The 17,862-nt window shown below is 68.4% G+C and carries 13 protein-coding genes; 5 read left to right on the top strand and 8 right to left on the bottom strand.

Annotated elements, in window-relative coordinates; all coding sequences use genetic code 11:
* Positions 1 to 89: 89 nt before the first annotated feature.
* Positions 90 to 3,398, top strand: a complete 3,309-nt coding sequence (locus FOZ70_RS15580; protein ID WP_048024411.1) for an efflux RND transporter permease subunit — start codon at positions 90 to 92, stop codon at positions 3,396 to 3,398.
* Positions 3,399 to 3,503: 105 nt separating this feature from the next.
* Positions 3,504 to 3,896, top strand: a complete 393-nt coding sequence (locus FOZ70_RS15575) for a VOC family protein (protein WP_059620746.1) — start codon at positions 3,504 to 3,506, stop codon at positions 3,894 to 3,896.
* A gap of 159 nt (positions 3,897 to 4,055) precedes the next feature.
* Here the strand turns inward: FOZ70_RS15575 and FOZ70_RS15570 are convergent, their stop codons facing one another.
* Positions 4,056 to 5,540 (bottom strand): NYN domain-containing protein, encoded by a 1,485-nt coding sequence (locus FOZ70_RS15570; RefSeq protein ID WP_219706206.1) that lies wholly within the window; start codon positions 5,538 to 5,540, stop codon positions 4,056 to 4,058.
* A gap of 239 nt (positions 5,541 to 5,779) precedes the next feature.
* Between FOZ70_RS15570 and FOZ70_RS15565 the strand changes: the two genes are divergently transcribed.
* On the top strand, positions 5,780 to 6,409 hold the full coding sequence (locus tag FOZ70_RS15565; RefSeq protein WP_027787962.1) for an NAD(P)H-binding protein: 630 nt from the start codon (positions 5,780 to 5,782) through the stop codon (positions 6,407 to 6,409).
* A 102-nt stretch (positions 6,410 to 6,511) separates the two neighbouring features.
* On the opposite strand, the gene FOZ70_RS15560 is transcribed toward FOZ70_RS15565, so the two are convergent.
* A complete protein-coding gene (locus tag FOZ70_RS15560; protein ID WP_124587905.1) occupies positions 6,512 to 7,063 on the bottom strand; it encodes a peroxiredoxin in 552 nt (183 codons plus the stop codon).
* 279 nt (positions 7,064 to 7,342) lie between these two features.
* Between FOZ70_RS15560 and cdpA the strand changes: the two genes are divergently transcribed.
* Together cdpA and FOZ70_RS15550 are read left to right on the top strand one after the other, a co-directional pair.
* Entirely contained in the window at positions 7,343 to 9,085 is a 1,743-nt protein-coding gene (gene cdpA / locus FOZ70_RS15555; RefSeq protein ID WP_196482326.1) for a cyclic di-GMP phosphodiesterase CdpA, read from the top strand.
* Between the two features lie 25 nt (positions 9,086 to 9,110).
* Entirely contained in the window at positions 9,111 to 10,610 is a 1,500-nt protein-coding gene (locus tag FOZ70_RS15550; RefSeq protein WP_059589922.1) for an HDOD domain-containing protein, read from the top strand.
* A gap of 102 nt (positions 10,611 to 10,712) precedes the next feature.
* Here FOZ70_RS15550 and FOZ70_RS15545 read toward each other — a convergent pair whose 3' ends face one another.
* The 6 genes from FOZ70_RS15545 to aruF form a co-directional block, all read right to left on the bottom strand.
* On the bottom strand, positions 10,713 to 11,507 hold the full coding sequence (locus FOZ70_RS15545) for an ABC transporter substrate-binding protein (RefSeq protein ID WP_042976569.1): 795 nt from the start codon (positions 11,505 to 11,507) through the stop codon (positions 10,713 to 10,715).
* Between the two features lie 364 nt (positions 11,508 to 11,871).
* A complete protein-coding gene (gene astE, locus FOZ70_RS15540) occupies positions 11,872 to 12,915 on the bottom strand; it encodes a succinylglutamate desuccinylase (protein WP_219706261.1) in 1,044 nt (347 codons plus the stop codon).
* A gap of 7 nt (positions 12,916 to 12,922) precedes the next feature.
* Positions 12,923 to 14,263 (bottom strand): N-succinylarginine dihydrolase, encoded by a 1,341-nt coding sequence (gene astB / locus FOZ70_RS15535; protein ID WP_021163198.1) that lies wholly within the window; start codon positions 14,261 to 14,263, stop codon positions 12,923 to 12,925.
* A 14-nt stretch (positions 14,264 to 14,277) separates the two neighbouring features.
* Positions 14,278 to 15,741, bottom strand: coding sequence for a succinylglutamate-semialdehyde dehydrogenase (astD, locus tag FOZ70_RS15530; protein ID WP_219706205.1), 1,464 nt, complete (start codon positions 15,739 to 15,741; stop codon positions 14,278 to 14,280).
* Positions 15,742 to 15,748: 7 nt separating this feature from the next.
* Complete coding sequence (gene astA / locus FOZ70_RS15525; RefSeq protein ID WP_048024400.1) at positions 15,749 to 16,783, bottom strand: arginine N-succinyltransferase; 1,035 nt, start codon at positions 16,781 to 16,783, stop codon at positions 15,749 to 15,751.
* Entirely contained in the window at positions 16,780 to 17,832 is a 1,053-nt protein-coding gene (gene aruF / locus FOZ70_RS15520) for an arginine/ornithine succinyltransferase subunit alpha (protein ID WP_021163195.1), read from the bottom strand. The genes astA and aruF overlap by 4 nt, the downstream gene beginning before the upstream one ends.
* Positions 17,833 to 17,862: the final 30 nt, after the last annotated feature.

Genomic DNA, 17,862 nt, shown 5'->3' with positions numbered 1-17,862 from the left:
CGCTCACTTCGTTCGCGTGGGGGGGCGCAGCCCTCCCATCTCCCGAAAACGCATCCGTCGGAACACGCGGCGGCCCAGCGAGTGCCGACATGAACCTGTCGCGCCCCTTCATCACGCGCCCCGTCGCGACGACGCTGCTCGCGATCGGCGTCGCGCTCGCGGGCCTGTTCGCGTTCGTCAAGCTGCCGGTGTCGCCGCTGCCGCAGGTCGACTTCCCCACCATCTCGGTGCAGGCGTCGCTGCCCGGCGCGAGCCCCGAGACCGTCGCGACCAGCGTGACGAGCCCGCTGGAGCGGCACCTCGGCTCGATCGCCGACGTCTCCGAAATGACGTCGACGAGCACGGTCGGCAATGCCCGGATCATCCTGCAGTTCGGGCTGAACCGCGACATCGACGGCGCCGCCCGCGACGTGCAGGCCGCGATCAACGCGGCGCGCGCCGACCTGCCCGCCGCGCTGAAGAGCAACCCGACCTACCGCAAGGTCAACCCGGCCGACTCGCCGATCATGGTCGTGTCGCTGACGTCGGAAACCTCGTCGCCCGCGAAGCTGTACGACGCCGCGTCGACGGTGCTGCAGCAGTCGCTGTCGCAGATCGACGGGATCGGCCAGGTGTCGGTGAGCGGCTCCGCGAACCCGGCCGTGCGCGTCGAGCTCGAGCCGCAGGCGCTGTTCCACTACGGGATCGGCCTCGAGGACGTGCGCGCGGCGCTCGCCTCCGCGAACGCCAACGCGCCGAAGGGCGCGATCGAGTTCGGCCCGCAGCGCTACCAGCTCTATACGAACGACCAGGCTTCCGAGGCGTCGCAATACCGCGACCTCGTCGTCGCGTATCGCAACGGCGCGGCCGTGCGGCTGTCCGACCTGTCCGACGTCGTCGATTCGGTCGAGGATCTTCGCAACCTCGGCCTGTCGAACGGCAAGCGCGCGGTGCTCGTGATCCTCTACCGCTCGCCCGGCGCGAACATCATCGATACGATCGACCGCGTGCGCGCGGCGCTGCCGCAGCTCACCGCGTCGCTGCCGGCCGACATCACGGTCACGCCCGTGCTCGACCGCTCGACCACCATCCGCGCGTCGCTGAAGGACACCGAACACACGCTGCTGATCGCGATCAGCCTCGTCGTGATGGTCGTGTTCCTGTTCCTGCGCAACTGGCGCGCGACGCTGATCCCGAGCGTCGCGGTGCCGATCTCGATCGTCGGCACGTTCGGCGCGATGTACCTGCTCGGCTTCTCGATCGACAACCTGTCGCTGATGGCGCTGATCGTCGCGACCGGTTTCGTCGTCGACGATGCGATCGTCGTGCTCGAGAACATCTCGCGGCATATCGAGAACGGCAAGTCGCGCATGCAGGCCGCGTTCGACGGCGCGCGCGAGGTCGGCTTCACGGTGCTGTCGATGAGCATTTCGCTCGTCGCGGTGTTCCTGCCGATCCTGCTGATGGGCGGCATCGTCGGGCGCCTGTTCCGCGAGTTCGCGCTGACGCTGTCGCTTGCGATCGCCGTGTCGCTCGCGGTGTCGCTCACCGTCACGCCGATGATGTGCGCGCGCCTGCTCCCCGAGTCGCACGAACCGCAGAGCGAAGGCCGCTTCGCGCGATTCCTGGAACGCTGTTTCAGCCGCATGCAGCGCGGTTACGAACGCTCGCTGTCGTGGGCGCTGCGCCGGCCGTTGCTGATCCTGCTGACGCTCGTCGCAACGATCGTGCTGAACGCCTACCTGTACGTCGTCGTGCCGAAGGGCTTTTTCCCGCAGCAGGACACCGGGCTGATGATCGGCGGCATCCAGGCCGACCAGTCGACGTCGTTCCAGGCGATGAAGCTGAAGTTCTCCGAGATGATGCGGATCGTGCAGGGCAACCCGAACGTGAAGAGCGTCGCGGGCTTCACCGGCGGCACGCAGACCAACTCGGGCTTCATGTTCGTCACGCTGAAAGATCGTACCGAGCGCAAGCTGACGGCCGACCAGGTGATCCAGCAACTGCGCCCGCCGCTGGCGGACGTCGCGGGTGCGCGCACGTTCCTGCAGGCGGCACAGGACATCCGCGTCGGCGGCCGGCAGAGCAACGCGCAGTACCAGTTCACGCTGCTCGGCGATTCGAGCGCCGACCTGTACAAGTGGGGGCCGATCCTGACCGAGGCGCTGCAGAAGCGTCCCGAGCTGACCGACGTGAATTCGGACCAGCAGCAAGGCGGCCTCGAGGCGATGGTGACGATCGACCGCGCGACGGCCGCGCGGTTCGGCATCAAGCCCGCGCAGATCGACAATACGCTGTACGACGCATTCGGCCAGCGCCAGGTCTCGACGATCTACAACCCGCTGAACCAGTACCACGTGGTGATGGAAGTCGCGCCGAAATACTGGCAGAGCCCCGAGATGCTGAACCAGGTGTGGGTCAGCACGTCGGGCGGCAGTGCGAACGGCTCGCAGACCACCAACGCGGCGGCCGGCACCTACGTCGCGACGTCGGCCGGCACGTCGAGCGCCGGCACGGCCGCGCAGAGCGCCGCGGCGATCGCGTCGGACTCCGCGCGCAACCAGGCGCTCAACGCGATCGCGGCGAGCGGCAAGTCGAGCGCGTCGTCGGGTGCGTCGGTGTCGACGTCGAAGTCGACGATGATCCCGCTGTCGGCGATCGCGACGTTCGGGCCGAGCACGACACCGCTGTCGGTCAACCACCAGGGGCTGTTCGTCGCGACGACGATCTCGTTCAACCTGCCGCCCGGCGTGTCGCTGTCGCAGGCGACGCAGGTGATCTACCAGACGATGGCGCAGGTCGGCGTGCCGCCGACGATCGTCGGCAGCTTCCAGGGCACCGCGCAGGCGTTCCAGCAGTCGCTGAACGACCAGCCGATCCTGATCCTCGCGGCGCTGCTGGCCGTCTATATCGTGCTCGGGATCCTGTACGAGAGCTACATCCACCCGATCACGATCCTGTCGACGCTGCCGTCGGCCGGTGTCGGTGCGCTGCTCGCGCTGCTGCTGTTCAAGACCGAGTTCAGCATCATCGCGCTGATCGGCGTGATCCTGCTGATCGGTATCGTGAAGAAGAACGCGATCATGATGGTCGACTTCGCGATCGACCAAACGCGCAACTACGGCAAATCGTCGCTCGACGCGATCCACGAGGCGTGTCTGCTGCGCTTCCGCCCGATCATGATGACGACGATGGCCGCGCTGTTCGGCGCACTGCCGCTCGCGTTCGGCAGCGGCGACGGTGCCGAGCTGCGCGCGCCGCTCGGGATCGCGATCGCCGGCGGCCTGATCGTGTCGCAGGTGCTGACGCTCTATACGACGCCGGTCGTCTACCTGTACATGGACCGTTTCCGCGTCTGGGCCGAGAAGCGGCGCAACCGCCGCGGGAATTCCGGCGGGCCGGCCGTCGCCGGGGAGTGATGGAAGCGGCCGCCCGCCGGGCGGCCGCTTGCCGCGCTTGCGCATCGGCAGCGATCGGCTATCGTGAGTCCATGCCCACCGCGGGACCCTTCACGGGGACACGCCATGAACGTCCAGCTCAACCATACGATCGTCTGGTGTCGCGACAAGCGCGCGTCGAGCCGCTTCCTCACCGAGCTTCTGGAACTGCCGCCGCCGACGCCGTTCGGCGCGATGCTGGTCGTGCCGCTCGACAACGGCGTGTCGCTCGATTTCTACGAACAGGCGGGGGACATCCGGTCGCAGCATTACGCGTTCCTGCTCGACGAAGCCGCCTTCGATCGCGTGCTGGCACGCATCCGCGAGCGCGGGCTGCCGCACTGGGCCGATCCCGCGAAGCGGCAACCCGATGACATCTACCGCCACAACGGCGGCCGCGGCGTGTATTTCGACGATCCGGACGGCCACTTCCTCGAAGTGATGACGCAGCCTTATGCGCTGAATGGTCAGCTCGGCTGAAGGGCCGGCATTGCGCCGGCCGCTGTTGCACTGCGAGAAACCGGCCCGCGTGCCGACCTGCTTCGGACGACACCCGGCCGGCGGCCGTTACCGGGCCATTACCCGGCTCGGCCGTTGTTCGGCCGTTACCTCGGCCACTACTCGACCATTACACGACCATTACTCGGCCGCTGCCGCCGTCTTGCGCGGACGCCGCGCGCGCGGCGCCGCCTTGCGGGCCGGTTTCTTCGGCTTGGCTTCGGCGGGCGCCTCGACAGCCGCCTCGGCCGGCGCGGCAGCCACCTCGCCGCCAACGTCGCCGGCCGACGGCTCGGCGTGCGTCACCGCGGCGGGCCACATGTCGCCCTGCTCCGGGTCGCGATGCGTGTCGCCCGCATGCTTGCCGTGCGCGTGCTGGTCGCCGCCGTGCTTCGCCGCGCCATGCCCGGCGTCGTCCGGCCGCCCGGCCGACTCACGGCCTGCGCTCTTCGCGGCGGCGCCCTTCTTCGCGCCGGTCTTCTTCGCCGCGCTCTTGCGCGCACGCTTGCGGCCATCCTTCGCGTCGCCGTGCGCCTCGGCTGCTTCCACCGCTTCCACGGCTTGGGTCGTTTCAGCCGGCACGACTGCCGCGATTTCGGCGGCTCCGGCCGATTCGGCCATCGCCGCGTCGTCCGCGTCGACCTGCACCGTTTCGTGCACGACGGCGTCCGCCCGCTGCTCGCGACGTCGCGGCTCGCGGCCGGCCCGCGCCGGCTCCGCCGCGCGCGCGCCGTGGTGGCCGCCGTGGTGTGTGGCCCCGCCTTCGCCGGCCTGCACAACCTGCTCCGCGGCCGCCGACTGGCGTGCCCGCGACACGAACGCGCCCGACTTGTCGTCACGCCCCACTTCGAGCAGGCCGCGCGCCTGCGCCTCGTCGAGCAGGTTGCCGAACGCGCGGAATCCGTAGTACGACTCGTTGAAATCCGGCTTGCGACGCTTGATCGCGCTCTTCAGCACCGACGCCCAGATCTTGCCGACGTCGTCCCGCTCCGACGCGAGCGCGTCGAACGTCTCCACGGCCAGCGCGATCGCCTCGGCCTTGCGCGCGTCCAGGTCGTGCTTGCGCGACGCCGACGGCTCGTCCGACCGCTTCGCGCCGCCGTTGCCCGCGCGCTGCTGCTGTTCGCGCTTCGCGAGCGTGCGCTGCTGCTCACGTACCAGATCGTCGTAGAAGATGAATTCGTCGCAGTTCGCGACCAGCAGGTCCGACGTCGATTTCTTCACGCCGACGCCGATCACCTTCTTCGCGTTCTCGCGCAGCTTCGACACCAGCGGCGAAAAATCCGAATCGCCGCTGATGATCACGAACGTATCGACGTGCGACTTCGTGTAACAGAGGTCGAGCGCGTCCACGACAAGCCGGATGTCGGCCGAATTCTTGCCCGACTGGCGCACGTGCGGAATCTCGATCAGCTCGAAGCTCGCTTCGTGCATCGACGCCTTGAAGCCCTTGTAGCGATCCCAGTCGCAATAGGCCTTCTTCACGACGATGCTGCCCTTCAGCAGCAGGCGCTCCAGCACGGGCTTGATGTCGAACTTCTCGTACTTCGCGTCGCGCACGCCGAGCGCGACGTTCTCGAAGTCGCAGAACACGGCCATGCTGACGTTGTCCAGGGGTAATGCCATGTGTACTCCAACCGGTGGGCCGCTGCGTTGTATGACATAGCGGCGAAAAATGCATCGCGCACATGATAGCCGGTCGGCGCGTCATTCCCGCATCCGTGTGAACGAATGACCGCAGGAAGGCCCGTCGCCGGTACGCCCCTTAATACACACCCGCCGCACGGGCAAATCGACATTACACTTGAGTTATCGGTCGTCCGTCCCTATCTGGGAGGACGACGCATCGAGCAAGGAGCGGTTTCATGACGACGAAGGTACTGCTGATTGGCGCGACCGGCCGAACGGGCCAGGCCTGCGCGGATCTGCTGCTCAAGCAGCCGGAGTTCGAGGTCACGGCGCTCGTGCGCCGGCACGGCTATGCGCTGGCGGGCGCGCGGGTGGTCGAGGCCGATCTGACGAACGATTTCTCGCACGCATTCCAGGGCATCACGCACGTGATCTACGCAGCCGGCTCGGCCGAATCGGAAGGCGCGGCCGAAGAGGAGCAGGTCGACCGCGACGCGGTCGCCCGTGCGGCCGAATACACGCTGGCCTACAACGCGCAGAAGCTCGTGGTGATCAGCTCGCTGTCCGCGTACCGGCCCGAACTCGGCCCGGACGCGCTGCGCCACTATTCGCAGATGAAGCGCGAAGGCGACGATCGGGTGATCGCGTCGGGCGTCGACTACGCGATCCTGCGCCCCGGCCCGCTCACGGACGATCCGGGCGTCGGCAAGATCGCACTGACCGACGCGTGGTTCGACGGCGCCCCGCCCGTGTCACGCCAGGATGTCGCCTGGGCCGCGATCGAGGCGATCAAGCTCGGCATCTCGCGCAAGATCGTCGGCTTCGTCGGCGGCAGCGTGCCGATCGAGCAGGCCTTGCGCGCTTAGCGCCCTCACGCGCGCCGCCGCGCGGCGGCGCGTCGATCCGTACCGGCGGCCCGCACGACGGGCCGCCTCGACGCTTGGCGCATGCGGTTCCCCGGTTCACGTTTACTGCTTCGGATGGGCGTCGGCCCACGCCTTCACGGCGGCGAGCGTGTTTTCGACGTGCTTGTCGGGCGACATGCTCGTGTATTCGTAGAGAATCTTCCCTTCCGGTGAAATCACGTAGGACACGCGGTTCGCACGGTCGATCGCCGGCAGTTTCGCGTCGTATTCCCGGATGATCTTCGCGTCCGGATCGGCCGCGACCGGGAACTTGCTCCGGCACTCGCTCACCGAGAACTTCGTCAGCGTGTCGATCTGGTCGGCCGATACGCCGATCACCGTCGCGCCGTAAGCCTTGTAACGGTCGACCGCGTCCGCGAACGCGTGCGCCTCGATCGTGCAGCCCTTCGTGAACGCGGCCGGGTAGAAATAGAGCACGACCGGCCCCTGCTTCAGCGCGTCCGCGAGCGTGTACGTGTAGGTCTTGCCGCCCAGCGACGCCTGCGTCGTGAAATCGGGCGCCGCGGCGCCCGGCTTCAGTTCCGCCTGCGCCATCAGTGCATGACCGGCCACCAGCGCCGCCACGGCGGCGCCCAGCAACAGTTTTCGCTTCATCTGCATCCTCATTTCTTATAAAGTCAGCCTCGATGTGGGTCACGCGGGCGTTCGCCTGTCGAACACTTGCGTGGCCGATTCGGAGCCGCGGCAGCGCCATCCGCGCCCGGCCCGTTAAAGATTCCGCACAGTCTGCCGTTATTCCTTCCGGACAACCGGTTCCAGCCCTTCACGTCAGCGAGAAACATGGAAGCCAACAGGAAACAGACGTCACGCAAGGGCTCCTGGCGCAGCGCCTTGCATACGCTGCGCCGCTTCGCCTGGTCGGGCGGCGCGCTGATGCCCGCGCGCGCCGGCGCCCCGCGACGCGACGACTCCGTACGCAACTGGCTGGAACAGACGGTTGGCACGGTGGATTTCCTCGCCCATGTCGACCGCGAACTGCGTTTTCTTTACGTGTCGGACGCAAGCCTGCGCTTCATCGGCTACCACCGCGACTACCTGCACACGCTGACGCTACGCGACCTGATCGCCGAACAGGATACCGCGGCGCTCGAAGGCCTGCTTGCGCGCGCCGCGCGTTCCGGCCAGGTCGAGAAGGCGACGATGTGCATCGTGAAATCGCTGACCTACCCGCTCGACGTCGAGATCCGCGCGTTCAAGAGCCGCCACCATGGCGTCGACGGGTTCGCGATCGCGGCGTTCGACGTGTCGTCGTGGCGCGCGCTCGAGGCGCGCCTGACCTACGAGATGCACCACGACCCGATGACGGGCCTCGACAACCTGTCCGCGCTCGTGCCCGCTCTGATGCGCGCGCAGCAGGCCGCCGACGAAGGCGGCACCTGCGCGGCACTGCTGCTGCTCGACCTCGACGATTACCAGCGGATCAACCGCGCGCTCGGCTACGACGCGGGTGACACGCTGCTGCGCGAAACCGCGCAGCGGCTGAAGGCGCTCGTCACGCAGAACGAACAGCTCGCGCGCGTCGCGAGCGACAAGTTCGCGGTCGTGCTCAGTGCGCCGGACCGCGCGCAGGCGAGCAATGCCGCCGATGCACTCGCACGCCGGCTGCAGGCCGCGGTGCGCCAGCCCTATGTGTACCAGGGGCAGACCGTGCACCTGTCCGCGAGCATCGGCATCGCGCTCTACCCTGACGAGCGTGCCGCCCCGCATCGCGCGCAGCACCACAGCCCGCTGCTGCGCCGTGCCGACCACGCGCTCGCGCAGGCGAAGGCGTCGGGCGGCAACGCGCTCGCGTTCCACGCGCCCGTCGACGACCCGGCGGATGCCGAACGGCTGAAGCTCGAGGCCGACCTGTACGACGGCGTGCGCAACGGCGAGTTTTCGCTCCATTTCCAGCCGATCACGCGCAGCCAGTCGGGCGCGGTGGTCGGCGTCGAGGCGCTGATCCGCTGGCGCCATCCGGTGCACGGCCTCGTGCCGCCGGCGACCTTCATTCCGCTCGCCGAATCGATCGGCCTGATCAACTATCTCGGCAACTGGGTGCTCAAGGCCGCGTGCATGCAGCTCGTCGCGTGGGATCGCCAGGGGCTCGCGCTGCAGTACGTGGCGGTCAACGTGTCGCCGCAGCAGTTCCGCGACCCGCGCTTCACGCAAAGCGTGCGCGAGGCGATCGCGCTGACGGGCATCGACCCGCGCCGCATCGTGCTCGAGATCACCGAAAGCCTGCTGATGCACGATCCCGCGCAGGCGAAGGGGCTGCTCGAGGAGCTGACCGATCTCGGCATCCGCTTCGCGATCGACGATTTCGGTACCGGTTATTCGAGCCTCGCGTATCTGCAGCGCTTCCCGCTCGCGAAGCTGAAGATCGATCGCAGTTTCGTCGAGAACCTGCTGACCTCGCGCAACGACCGCGCGATCGTGTCGGCCGTGGTCGGCCTCGCGCAGACGCTCGATCTCGAGCTCGTCGCGGAAGGCGTCGAGACCGAGGCGCAGCGCGAATTGCTGACGGAAATGGGCTGCAACCATATCCAGGGCTGGCTCGTCTGCCAGGCGCTGCCGTCCGAGGAGCTTGCGCGGCGCTTCGAGGCCCATCAGCTGCACCTGCACGCCGCCGCCTGACGCGCGGCGAACCGGACAGATCCGTATGTCAATCACCGAACACCTGCCCCGCACCGCGCTGCTCGACAAGCTGTGGGCCCGGATGAACGAACGGGGCGATTTCCCGTTGCTGTCGGAATCGCTGCGCGCGACGATGGCCGCGATGAAGAACGACGACCTCGACTTCACCGCGCTCGTGCGCGTCGTGCTGTCGGACTTCGCACTCACGCAGAAAGTACTGCGGCTCGCGAATTCCGCGATGTACATGGCGTTCGGCGGCAACATCACGACCGTGACCCGCGCACTGATGGTGCTCGGCATGGATGCCGTCGGCCACCTGGTCGTCGGGCTCAAGCTCGTCGACCATTTCCACCACAGTACGCCGCGGCGCATCGACGCGAAGCTCGAACTGAACCGCGCGCTGCTGTCCGGCTGCGTCGCACGCAAGCTCACCGAACGCGTCGAGCTGCGCGCGGGCGAGGAAGCCGTCGTCTGCACGCTGATGCGCCAGGTCGGCAAGCTGCTCGTGGTCTGCTATCTCGACAGCGAATGGGACCGGATCCGCCGCCGCGCGGCCGAACTGAACGGCGACGAAGCGGCCGCCTGCATCGACGTGCTCGGTGTCGGTTTCGACGAGATCGGGCTCGAGGCGGCCGCGCGCTGGCGGCTGCCCGACGTGATCCGCGCGGGGATGGCCGACCACGACCACGTGGTCCGCAGCGACGCGTTCGGCCACGACGAGGACGACCTCGATGCGGGCGAGGTGTCCGACGACGGCCCGACCGAGCGCGTCCGCTGGCTGCGCGAGATCAGCCGCTGCTCGACCGACGTCGCGGGTGCGCTCGTGATGCCCGCGAGCCCGCAGCGCGACGCGCGCATCGCCGCGCTCGCGCAGCACTACGGCGCGGAACTCGGCATGGAACCCGACGCGCTCGTCGAGATCGCCGAGCGGCTCGCGCGCGAGGAAGCGAGCGACACCATGATGCGCGAGATCGTCGAGCTGCGCGCGAACGCCGATGCGATCGCGCGCGCACAGGCCGAGCCCGAGGCATGCCTCGAAGCCGGCCTCGCGGACCTGCGCGCGCTGCCGTCCGAGCACGTGCTGACGCCGGTACTCGCGCTCGCGTCGGAAAGCCTGCTGGCCGGCCTCGCGTTCACGCGCACCGTGATGTTCGTGCGTCACGACGACGGCATGTTCGCCGCGCGCCTCGGCTTCGGCCCCGGCGTCGATACGATGCTCGACCGGCTGCGCTTCGACGAGCGCTTCGAGCCGGACGTGTTTCATCTCGCGATCTCGAACTCGGTCGGCATCTTCATCGAGCAGGCACGGGAGCCGAAGATGCTCAAGCGCCTGCCCGCGTGGTATCTCGACGCGTTCGACGACACGCGCGCGTTCGTGCTGCTGCCCGTGCGCGTCGGCACGACGACCGTCGCGCTGCTGTACGGCGACTGGGCCGGCGCGCAGCCCGCGCGCAAGATCACGCAGCAGGAGATGGGCGTGCTCAACGAGCTCGCACGCGAACTGGGCCGGTTCTTTCCGGCGTGACGCGGCGGCCCCCCCCGCCGCTTTCCTCCCTTTCCCGCCTGCAAAAGCAAACCGGCCGCATGAGCGGCCGGTTTGCTTGCATCGTGCGATCGAACGCAACGCTTACTTGAGCGTCACGGGCACGCTGAAGTACTTCTTCGCGAGGTTGTCGATCGTGCCGTCGGCCTTCAGGTCCTTCAGCGCCTGATCGAGCGCGGTCTTCAACGCCGCGTCGTTCTTGCGCAGGCCGAAACCGACGCCCGAGCCGAGGATCTCGGCGTCGCTCACGGTACCGCCCGCGAACGCGAAGCCCTGGCCTTGCGGCTTCGCAAGGAAGCCCTTCGAACCGGCTTCCGCGTCCTGGAACGTCGCATCGAGACGGCCGGACTTCAGGTCGGCGTAGGCCAGGTCCTGCGTCTGGTACGGCACGACCTCGACACCTGCCGGCGCCCACTTCTTCTTCGCGTACGCTTCCTGGATCGTGCCCTGCAGCACGCCGACGCGCTTGCCCTTCAGCGATTGCGGGGTCGGCAGCAGGCCGCTGCCCTGCTTCGCGATCAGCTGGTTCGGAATCGTGTAGATCGGATCGGTGAACGCGATCGCATGCTTGCGCTGGTCGGTGATCGTCATGTCCGAGTTGATCGCGTCGAACTTGCGCGCCTGCAGCGCCGGGATCAGCCCGTCGAAGTCGTTCTCGACCCACACGCACTTCGTCTTCAGCTTCGCGCACACCGCGTTGCCGATGTCGATGTCGAAGCCGGTCAGCTTGCCGTCGGGCGTCTTGTATTCGAACGGTGCGTACGAGGCCTCGACGCCGAACCGGATCTCCTTCAGATCCGCGGCAACCGCGTTGCCTGCCGCCACCGCCGATGCCGCCACCACCGCATGCGCGGCCACTTTACGCCAATCCAACTTCATCAGGTGCTCTCCTCGATACTCGAATGTTCCGGAACTACGGGCGCTTGCATCATTGCAGGGTCGGATGACCACGACAATCGCGATGCCACGCCGTGATGCGGCGCAACAGCCGCAAGGCCGCGATTGTACCAATCCGCGCGGCCCGATATGGCAAAGCGGGCGACGTCGCGCGATGCTGCGCTGCGCGCGCGGCGCCGGTCAGGCGATCCGCCGAACTTGCAAAACGGTGTCGCAAATACGCAAGCCGGGGGGTGCATGCCGTCGGCCCCGGCATGCGGGCGACGACGGGATACCGACGGGTTGCGGGTCAGGCACGGGCCGTGCCGTCGCGGCAGCGCAATCGGCAGCCGGTCGGGACATGCGCTCAAACGAGCGCCGCGATCGTCTCGCGCGTCGTGTCGACGACGAGCAGGCCCGCGCGCAGGCCCGGCTTCACGGTCGGGTTCGGAAAAACGATCCGTTCCTCGTCGTGCGTCACCGTGTAGCGGTAGTCGCCGTCCTGCGCGAGCACCGTGCCGCGTGCAAACGCGGTGAAGTTCGCGACGTCGGCCGCGACGAACAGCTCCAGCGCATCGCTCTGCTTCGTGATCTGGTCGATCACCGTGAACACGCGCGGCAGCGGCGGATGATCGCCCTGCGCGACCGCATCTCCGCCCGCGCCCGACACGAGCTGGCGCACCGCGCGATCGGCCGGTGCGAAGCGCGTCAGGTCGTTCTGGCCGAACGGGCGCACCTTGCCGAGTTCCAGCGTGCACGCGAGCGCGCCGCAGTGCTCGGCCGTGAAATGCGAATACGTATTGCCCTTCGCGGTATGCAGCAGCACGGCCGCGATGCGCGCGTCGCCGAGCCATTCGAACATCGTGCGCGTCGGCGGCGTGCCCGTGTGCGGCAGCAGTGCGAACTGCTCGAACACCGACGCGCGGATCGCCGCATGCATGTCGATGTGCCAGCGCGCGGCGCCGGCCGGCGCGTCCGTGAAGAACGCGGCGGCGGCCGCTTCCAGCTGCGCGGCGCGCGGAGCTTCGCGGCTGGCGGGCACCTGCGCATGACGGCCGCTGAACAGGCGGTTCAGGTCGTCGTCGAGATAACGCTCGCCGGCACGCATCGCCGGCACGTTGCCGAGCACGACGAGCAGCCGGCATGCGAGCGGCAGCGCGCCCGATGCGAGATCGCGCACGAGCATCGACAGCAACTCGATCGGCGCCGTTTCGTCGCCGTGCACGCCGGCCGACACGAGCACGCTCGGGCGCGCCGCGCCGGCGGCCGCGGCCGGTTCGAGCGCGAGCAGACCGTCGCCGCGCCATGACCAGCGCACGGCGCCGGCCGCGCAGGTGCCGTCCGTCACGGACGGCGCGCTACCGGCCAGCGTGAACGCGAGGAAGTCGTCGAGCAGCACGTTGGCCGGCATCCGTGCCTCAGCGCTGGAAGTCATACAGCGAACCGACGCGCAGGATCTGCGTGAGCTCGTCGAGCGCCGTGCGCGATTCGTCGAGCAGCGCCGGATCGGCGAGGTCTTCCGGTGCGAGGCGATCGCGATAGTGCCGGTCGATCCACGTGTCGAGCGACGTGAACAGCGTGTCGTTGATCCACACGTTCGACGTGACGGCCGCGCGTTCCGCGTCGTTGAGCACGACACGCAGGCGCAGGCACGCCGGGCCGCCACCGTTCTTCATGCTTTCGCGCAGGTCGAACACGAGCACGTCGTGAATCGGGCCGTTGCCGGCCGCGAGTTCGTCGAGATAAGCCGCGACGTTCCCGTTCTCGCGGCATTCCTGCGGCACGACGAGCACTTGCGAGCCGTCCGCGCGCGACAGCAGCTGGCTGTTGAACAGGTACGACGTGACCGCGTCGTTCACGCTCACGGCCGCTTCGGGCACCTCGATCACGTTCAGGCGCGCGCCGCGTGCGTCGAGCGCGGCGGTCAGCGTGTCGTAGATCGCCTGCTTGTTGACGAACGCGCGCTCGTGCGTGAACAGCGTGTCGCGGTTGCCGACCGAGATCACGTCGTTGTGGAACACGCCCGCGTCGATCACGTCCGGGTCCTGCTGCGCATACACCGTCGCTTCTTCGGCGAGCCCGTGGCGATGCGCGACCGCGCGGCTCGCCTCGAAGGTCTGGCGTGCCGGGAAGCGCTTCGGCTCGGGGCCGCGGCGGTATTCCGCGCGGCCGTACACGAAGAACTCGATGCCCGGCTTGCCGTATTCGGCACAGAAGCGCGTGTGGTTCGCCGCGCCTTCGTCGCCGAGTGCCGGCGTGCCGGTCAGCGCTTCGTGCACCGCGAAGTGCGCGGGATCGGCGAACAGCGTCGACAGCGTGCGGCGCGTCGCTTCGTGTTCGATCGCGCGGTGCAGCTTGCTGCAGAGGTTCGCCGGCGTGAAGTGCACGCGGCCGTCGCTCGTGTCGGCCGACGGGCTGACGGTGGCCGCGTTCGCGGTCCACATCGCCGATGCCGAGCTCGCGGCGGCGAGCAGTTCGGGCGCCTGCTTCGCGGCTTTCGCGATCACGTCCGCGTCCTTGCCCGAGAAGCCGAGCTCGCGCAACAGGCGCAGCGACGGCCGCTCCTGCGGCGGCAGCACGCCTTGCGCGAAGCCGAGATCCGCAAGCTGCTTCATCTTGCGCAGCCCCTGCTTCGCGGCGGCCTTCGGGTTCGCGGCCGACTTCTCGTTGTTGAGCGACGCCACGTTGCCGAACGACAGGCCGGCGTAGTTGTGGGTCGGGCCGACGAGCCCGTCGAAATTGGCTTCTTGTGCGTTCATCGTCGTTCCCTCGATCAGAAGTGCAGGCCCGGCGACAGGCTCGCGGGCAAAGTCAGTTGCGTGCTTTCCACCGACGCCATCGGATACGCGCAATAGTCGGCCGCGTAGTACGCGCTCGGGCGATGGTTGCCCGAGCGGCCAGTGCCGCCGAACGGCGCGGCGGACGATGCGCCGTTGGTCGGACGGTTCCAGTTGACGATCCCCGCACGGATCGTGCGGCGGAAGTGGTCCCATGCGTGCGCGTCGTCGGCGAGCAGCCCGGCGGACAGGCCGAATGCCGTGTCGTTCGCGCGCTCGATCGCTTCGTCGAACGTCGCGTAGCGGACGATCTGCGCGAGCGGGCCGAAGTGTTCTTCGTCCGGCAGGTTCGCCACGCCCGTCACGTCGACGATCGCCGCGTTCACGAAGCCCAGGCGCGGATCGCGCTGCGTCATCGCGATGATCGGCTTCGCGCCCTGCTCGATCAGGCGCGACTGCGCGTCGACGAGCTTCGCGGCCGCGCGCGCCGAGATCACCGCGCCCATGAACGGCTGCGGATCGGCGTCGAACACGTCGGCCGTGATCTTCGACGTGACGTCGGCGAAGCGTGCGAGGAAGCGGTCGCCGAACGCGCCCTGCGGCACGAAGATGCGGCGTGCGCACGTGCAGCGCTGGCCGGCCGACAGGAACGCCGACTGGATCGTGTGATGGACGGCCGCGTCGATGTCCTCGACTTCGCCGATCACGAGCGGATTGTTGCCGCCCATCTCGAGCGCGAGCACGATCTCCGGACGGCCGCCGAACTGCCGGTGCAGCAGCGTGCCGGTGTCCGAGCTGCCGGTGAAGAACAGCCCGTCGATCTGCCGGTGATTCGCGAGCGCGATGCCCGTGTCCTTCTCGCCCTGCACGAGGTTCAGCACGCCGGCCGGCAGCCCGGCTTCCTGCCACACCTCGACCGTCGCGCGCGCGACGCCCGGCGCGAGCTCCGACGGCTTGAACACGACCGCATTGCCGGCGATCAGCGCGGGCACGATATGGCCGTTCGGCAAGTGGCCGGGGAAGTTGTACGGGCCGAACACCGCGACGACACCGTGCGGGCGGTGGCGCAGCACCGCGACGCCGTCGGCCATGTCCTGGCGCTTTTCGCCGGTGCGTTCCTGGTAGGCCTGGATCGAAATGCCGACCTTCGCGGCCATCGACGCGACTTCGGTGCGCGCTTCCCACAGCGGCTTGCCCGTCTCGCGGCCGATCGCGGTCGCGATCGCTTCCTTGCGTTCGTTGAGCAATGCGGCGAAGCGCTTGACGATCGCGCAGCGCGATTCGAAGTCGAGCGCCGACCAGCCGGCGAATGCGCGACGCGCGCTCGCGACCGCACGGTCGACGTCGGCCGCCGACGCGCTTTCGCCCTGCCACGCGATCTCGTCGGTGCCCGGGTTGCGCGAAGCGAACACGGGGCCCGAGCCTGCGACCCAGGCGCCGTCGATGAAGAGTTCCGTCATGATTCGTTTATCCCTGTTTGACTTTGAGCGGCAGCACGCGGACCGGATCGCCGGCCTTCACGTCGAGCGCGGCGGCATCGTCGGCCGACAGCACGAACGAGCCGTTCGCGACCACGCCCGGCGCGACGCCGACGCGGAAATCGGCGAGCGACGTGTTCGACACGAGTGACGTCGGCGGATGGTCGCCCTGCGCGTCGGGCACGCCGATCGCGACCGGCACGACGACGCTCTCGCGCACCGTGCGCAGGTCGTTCACGTGGCATTCGAGCACCGGGCCCGCGTCGAAGATGTCGACGTGGTTCTGGTAGCGCAGCCCTTCCGCCTCGAGCATCTTGCGGGCCGGCAGCGTGTCGCGGTGCGTGAGGCCAACCGCGTCCTGCGCGTCCTGCGGCAGCAGGTCGACGTACACCGGATAGCGCGGCATCAGTTCCGCGAGGAACGACTTGCGGCCGTGCGAGCTCAGGTAGTCGGCCGCGTTGAAATCGATCTGGTAGAAGTGCGAACCGACGGCGCGCCAGAACGGCGACGTGCCGTCTTCGTCGAAGTGGCCGCGCAGTTCCGCGCAGATGCGTTCCGGGAAGCGTTCGCGGAACTGCGCGATGAACATGAAGCGCGAGCGCGACAGCAGGCCGCCCACGCCGCCCGTGCGATAACGCGGGCTCAGGAACAGCGAGCACACTTCCGCGTAGCCGGTCAGGTCGTGCGAGATGTTCAGCGCGTGCATGCGCGTCCACACGCCGAGCTCCTGGCTCGCGTGCACGACCGTGCTTACGCGGTAGTTGTAGAACGGCTGTTCGAGGCCGACCTGCGACTCGATCCCGCATACGCCCGCGATGTCGCCCGTCTTCGATTCTTCCATCACGAAGAAGTAGCCGGCCTCGCCGGGCGCTGCCTCGCCCTCGAGCGTGCGGCGCGTGCGCTCGATGCGCGCGGCGAGCGCGTCGCGGTCGGGCTTGAACGTGGTCAGGCCCGGCCCGGTTTCCTTCGCGAGCGACACGAGCGCGTCGACGTCGCCCGTTTGTACGACCCGAACGACGATCATGCTGCGTCTCCCTTCAAATCTTCATCGTCGCGGCGGTGCAGTGGCACGCAGCGCACGACATCGCCATCCTTCACATCGAGCGCCGCGCGCACGTCGCCGGCGAGCGGCGCGTCGGCCGCATCACCCGGCAGGTCGGCCAGCACGCAGCGGAACGATTCGCCGCTGCCCGTCGACACCATGTACGCAACGTCGCCCTGCTGGTGCGCGGCCTCGCGCACGACGCGCTCCGTGCCGTGCTTCACGCACGCGGTGCGGTCGACCTGCGCGGTGAGCACCGGGCCCGCGTCGAAGATGTCGACGAAGCGGTCGGGCTCGAAGCCTTCCTCGAGATGGATGTCGTAGGCGAGCAGTGCCGATTGGTTCGGCTCGCCGAGCACGCGCTGCGCGGCTTCCGGCAGCAGCGGCACGTAGAGCGGATACGCCGGCATCACTTCCGCGATGAAGGTGCGGCTGCGGCCGCCCGACGCGATGTCGACGTCGGTGAAGTTGCGGCCGAAGAACTTGCGGCCCACCGCTTCCCAGAACGGCGACGCGCCCGTGTCGTCGCTCACGCCGAGCAGCAGCGTGAACACTTCCGGCGTGAAGCGGCGGCGGTTCGCGGCGATGTACATCATCCGGGCGCGCGAGATCAGGTGCGCGGCCGCGTCGCCGCGCAGCGACGGATCGACGTAGAAGCCCGCGAGCCGGCTCTTGCCGGTCAGCTCGTGCGACATCGTGAGCGCGTGGATCTTGCGGTTCACGTGCAGCTCGCGCGACGCGTGGATCAGGGCGTCGTTGCGGAACGCGTAGAACGGTTCCGAGTAACCGGCCGCGGCCACGATGCTCGCCGTGCCGAGCAGCTTGCCCGTCGACGAATCCTCGAGCACGAAGAGATAGAACTCCTCGCCGGCGAAGTCGACGTCCGCGCGAAACGAATCCTCCGAGAGCGCCACGCGCGCTTCGAGCGCCGCGCGGTCGTGCGGCAGCGAGTGCAGGACCGGTTGCGCGGTGCGCGCCATGTGCGCGAGCGCGTCGAGATCCGTGAGTTTGCCGGGGCGAACAAATAGCATCGTCGTTCCTGTCTGCGATGGGTGCGCCGA

Source organism: Burkholderia sp. COPS (genome assembly GCF_019425585.1).
Lineage (GTDB): Bacteria > Pseudomonadota > Gammaproteobacteria > Burkholderiales > Burkholderiaceae > Burkholderia > Burkholderia cepacia.
Note: the sequence above shows the minus strand (reverse complement) of the source record. Positions and strands in the feature narration are given on the sequence as shown.

Excerpts from the sequence above, each read along its gene's own strand:
- FOZ70_RS15580 (WP_048024411.1), top strand. The coding sequence starts at position 90 with ATGAACCTGTCGCGCCCCTTCATCACGCGCCCCGTCGCGACGACGCTG.
- cdpA (WP_196482326.1), top strand. The coding sequence starts at position 7,343 with ATGCCCGCGCGCGCCGGCGCCCCGCGACGCGACGACTCCGTACGCAAC.
- FOZ70_RS15570 (WP_219706206.1), bottom strand. The coding sequence starts at position 5,540 with ATGGCATTACCCCTGGACAACGTCAGCATGGCCGTGTTCTGCGACTTC.
- astA (WP_048024400.1), bottom strand. The coding sequence starts at position 16,783 with ATGATCGTCGTTCGGGTCGTACAAACGGGCGACGTCGACGCGCTCGTG.
- astD (WP_219706205.1), bottom strand. The coding sequence starts at position 15,741 with ATGACGGAACTCTTCATCGACGGCGCCTGGGTCGCAGGCTCGGGCCCC.
- FOZ70_RS15545 (WP_042976569.1), bottom strand. The coding sequence starts at position 11,507 with ATGAAGTTGGATTGGCGTAAAGTGGCCGCGCATGCGGTGGTGGCGGCA.
- FOZ70_RS15575 (WP_059620746.1), top strand. The coding sequence starts at position 3,504 with ATGAACGTCCAGCTCAACCATACGATCGTCTGGTGTCGCGACAAGCGC.
- astE (WP_219706261.1), bottom strand. The coding sequence starts at position 12,915 with ATGCCGGCCAACGTGCTGCTCGACGACTTCCTCGCGTTCACGCTGGCC.
- astB (WP_021163198.1), bottom strand. The coding sequence starts at position 14,263 with ATGAACGCACAAGAAGCCAATTTCGACGGGCTCGTCGGCCCGACCCAC.
- FOZ70_RS15565 (WP_027787962.1), top strand. The coding sequence starts at position 5,780 with ATGACGACGAAGGTACTGCTGATTGGCGCGACCGGCCGAACGGGCCAG.
- aruF (WP_021163195.1), bottom strand. The coding sequence starts at position 17,832 with ATGCTATTTGTTCGCCCCGGCAAACTCACGGATCTCGACGCGCTCGCG.
- FOZ70_RS15560 (WP_124587905.1), bottom strand. The coding sequence starts at position 7,063 with ATGAAGCGAAAACTGTTGCTGGGCGCCGCCGTGGCGGCGCTGGTGGCC.
- FOZ70_RS15550 (WP_059589922.1), top strand. The coding sequence starts at position 9,111 with ATGTCAATCACCGAACACCTGCCCCGCACCGCGCTGCTCGACAAGCTG.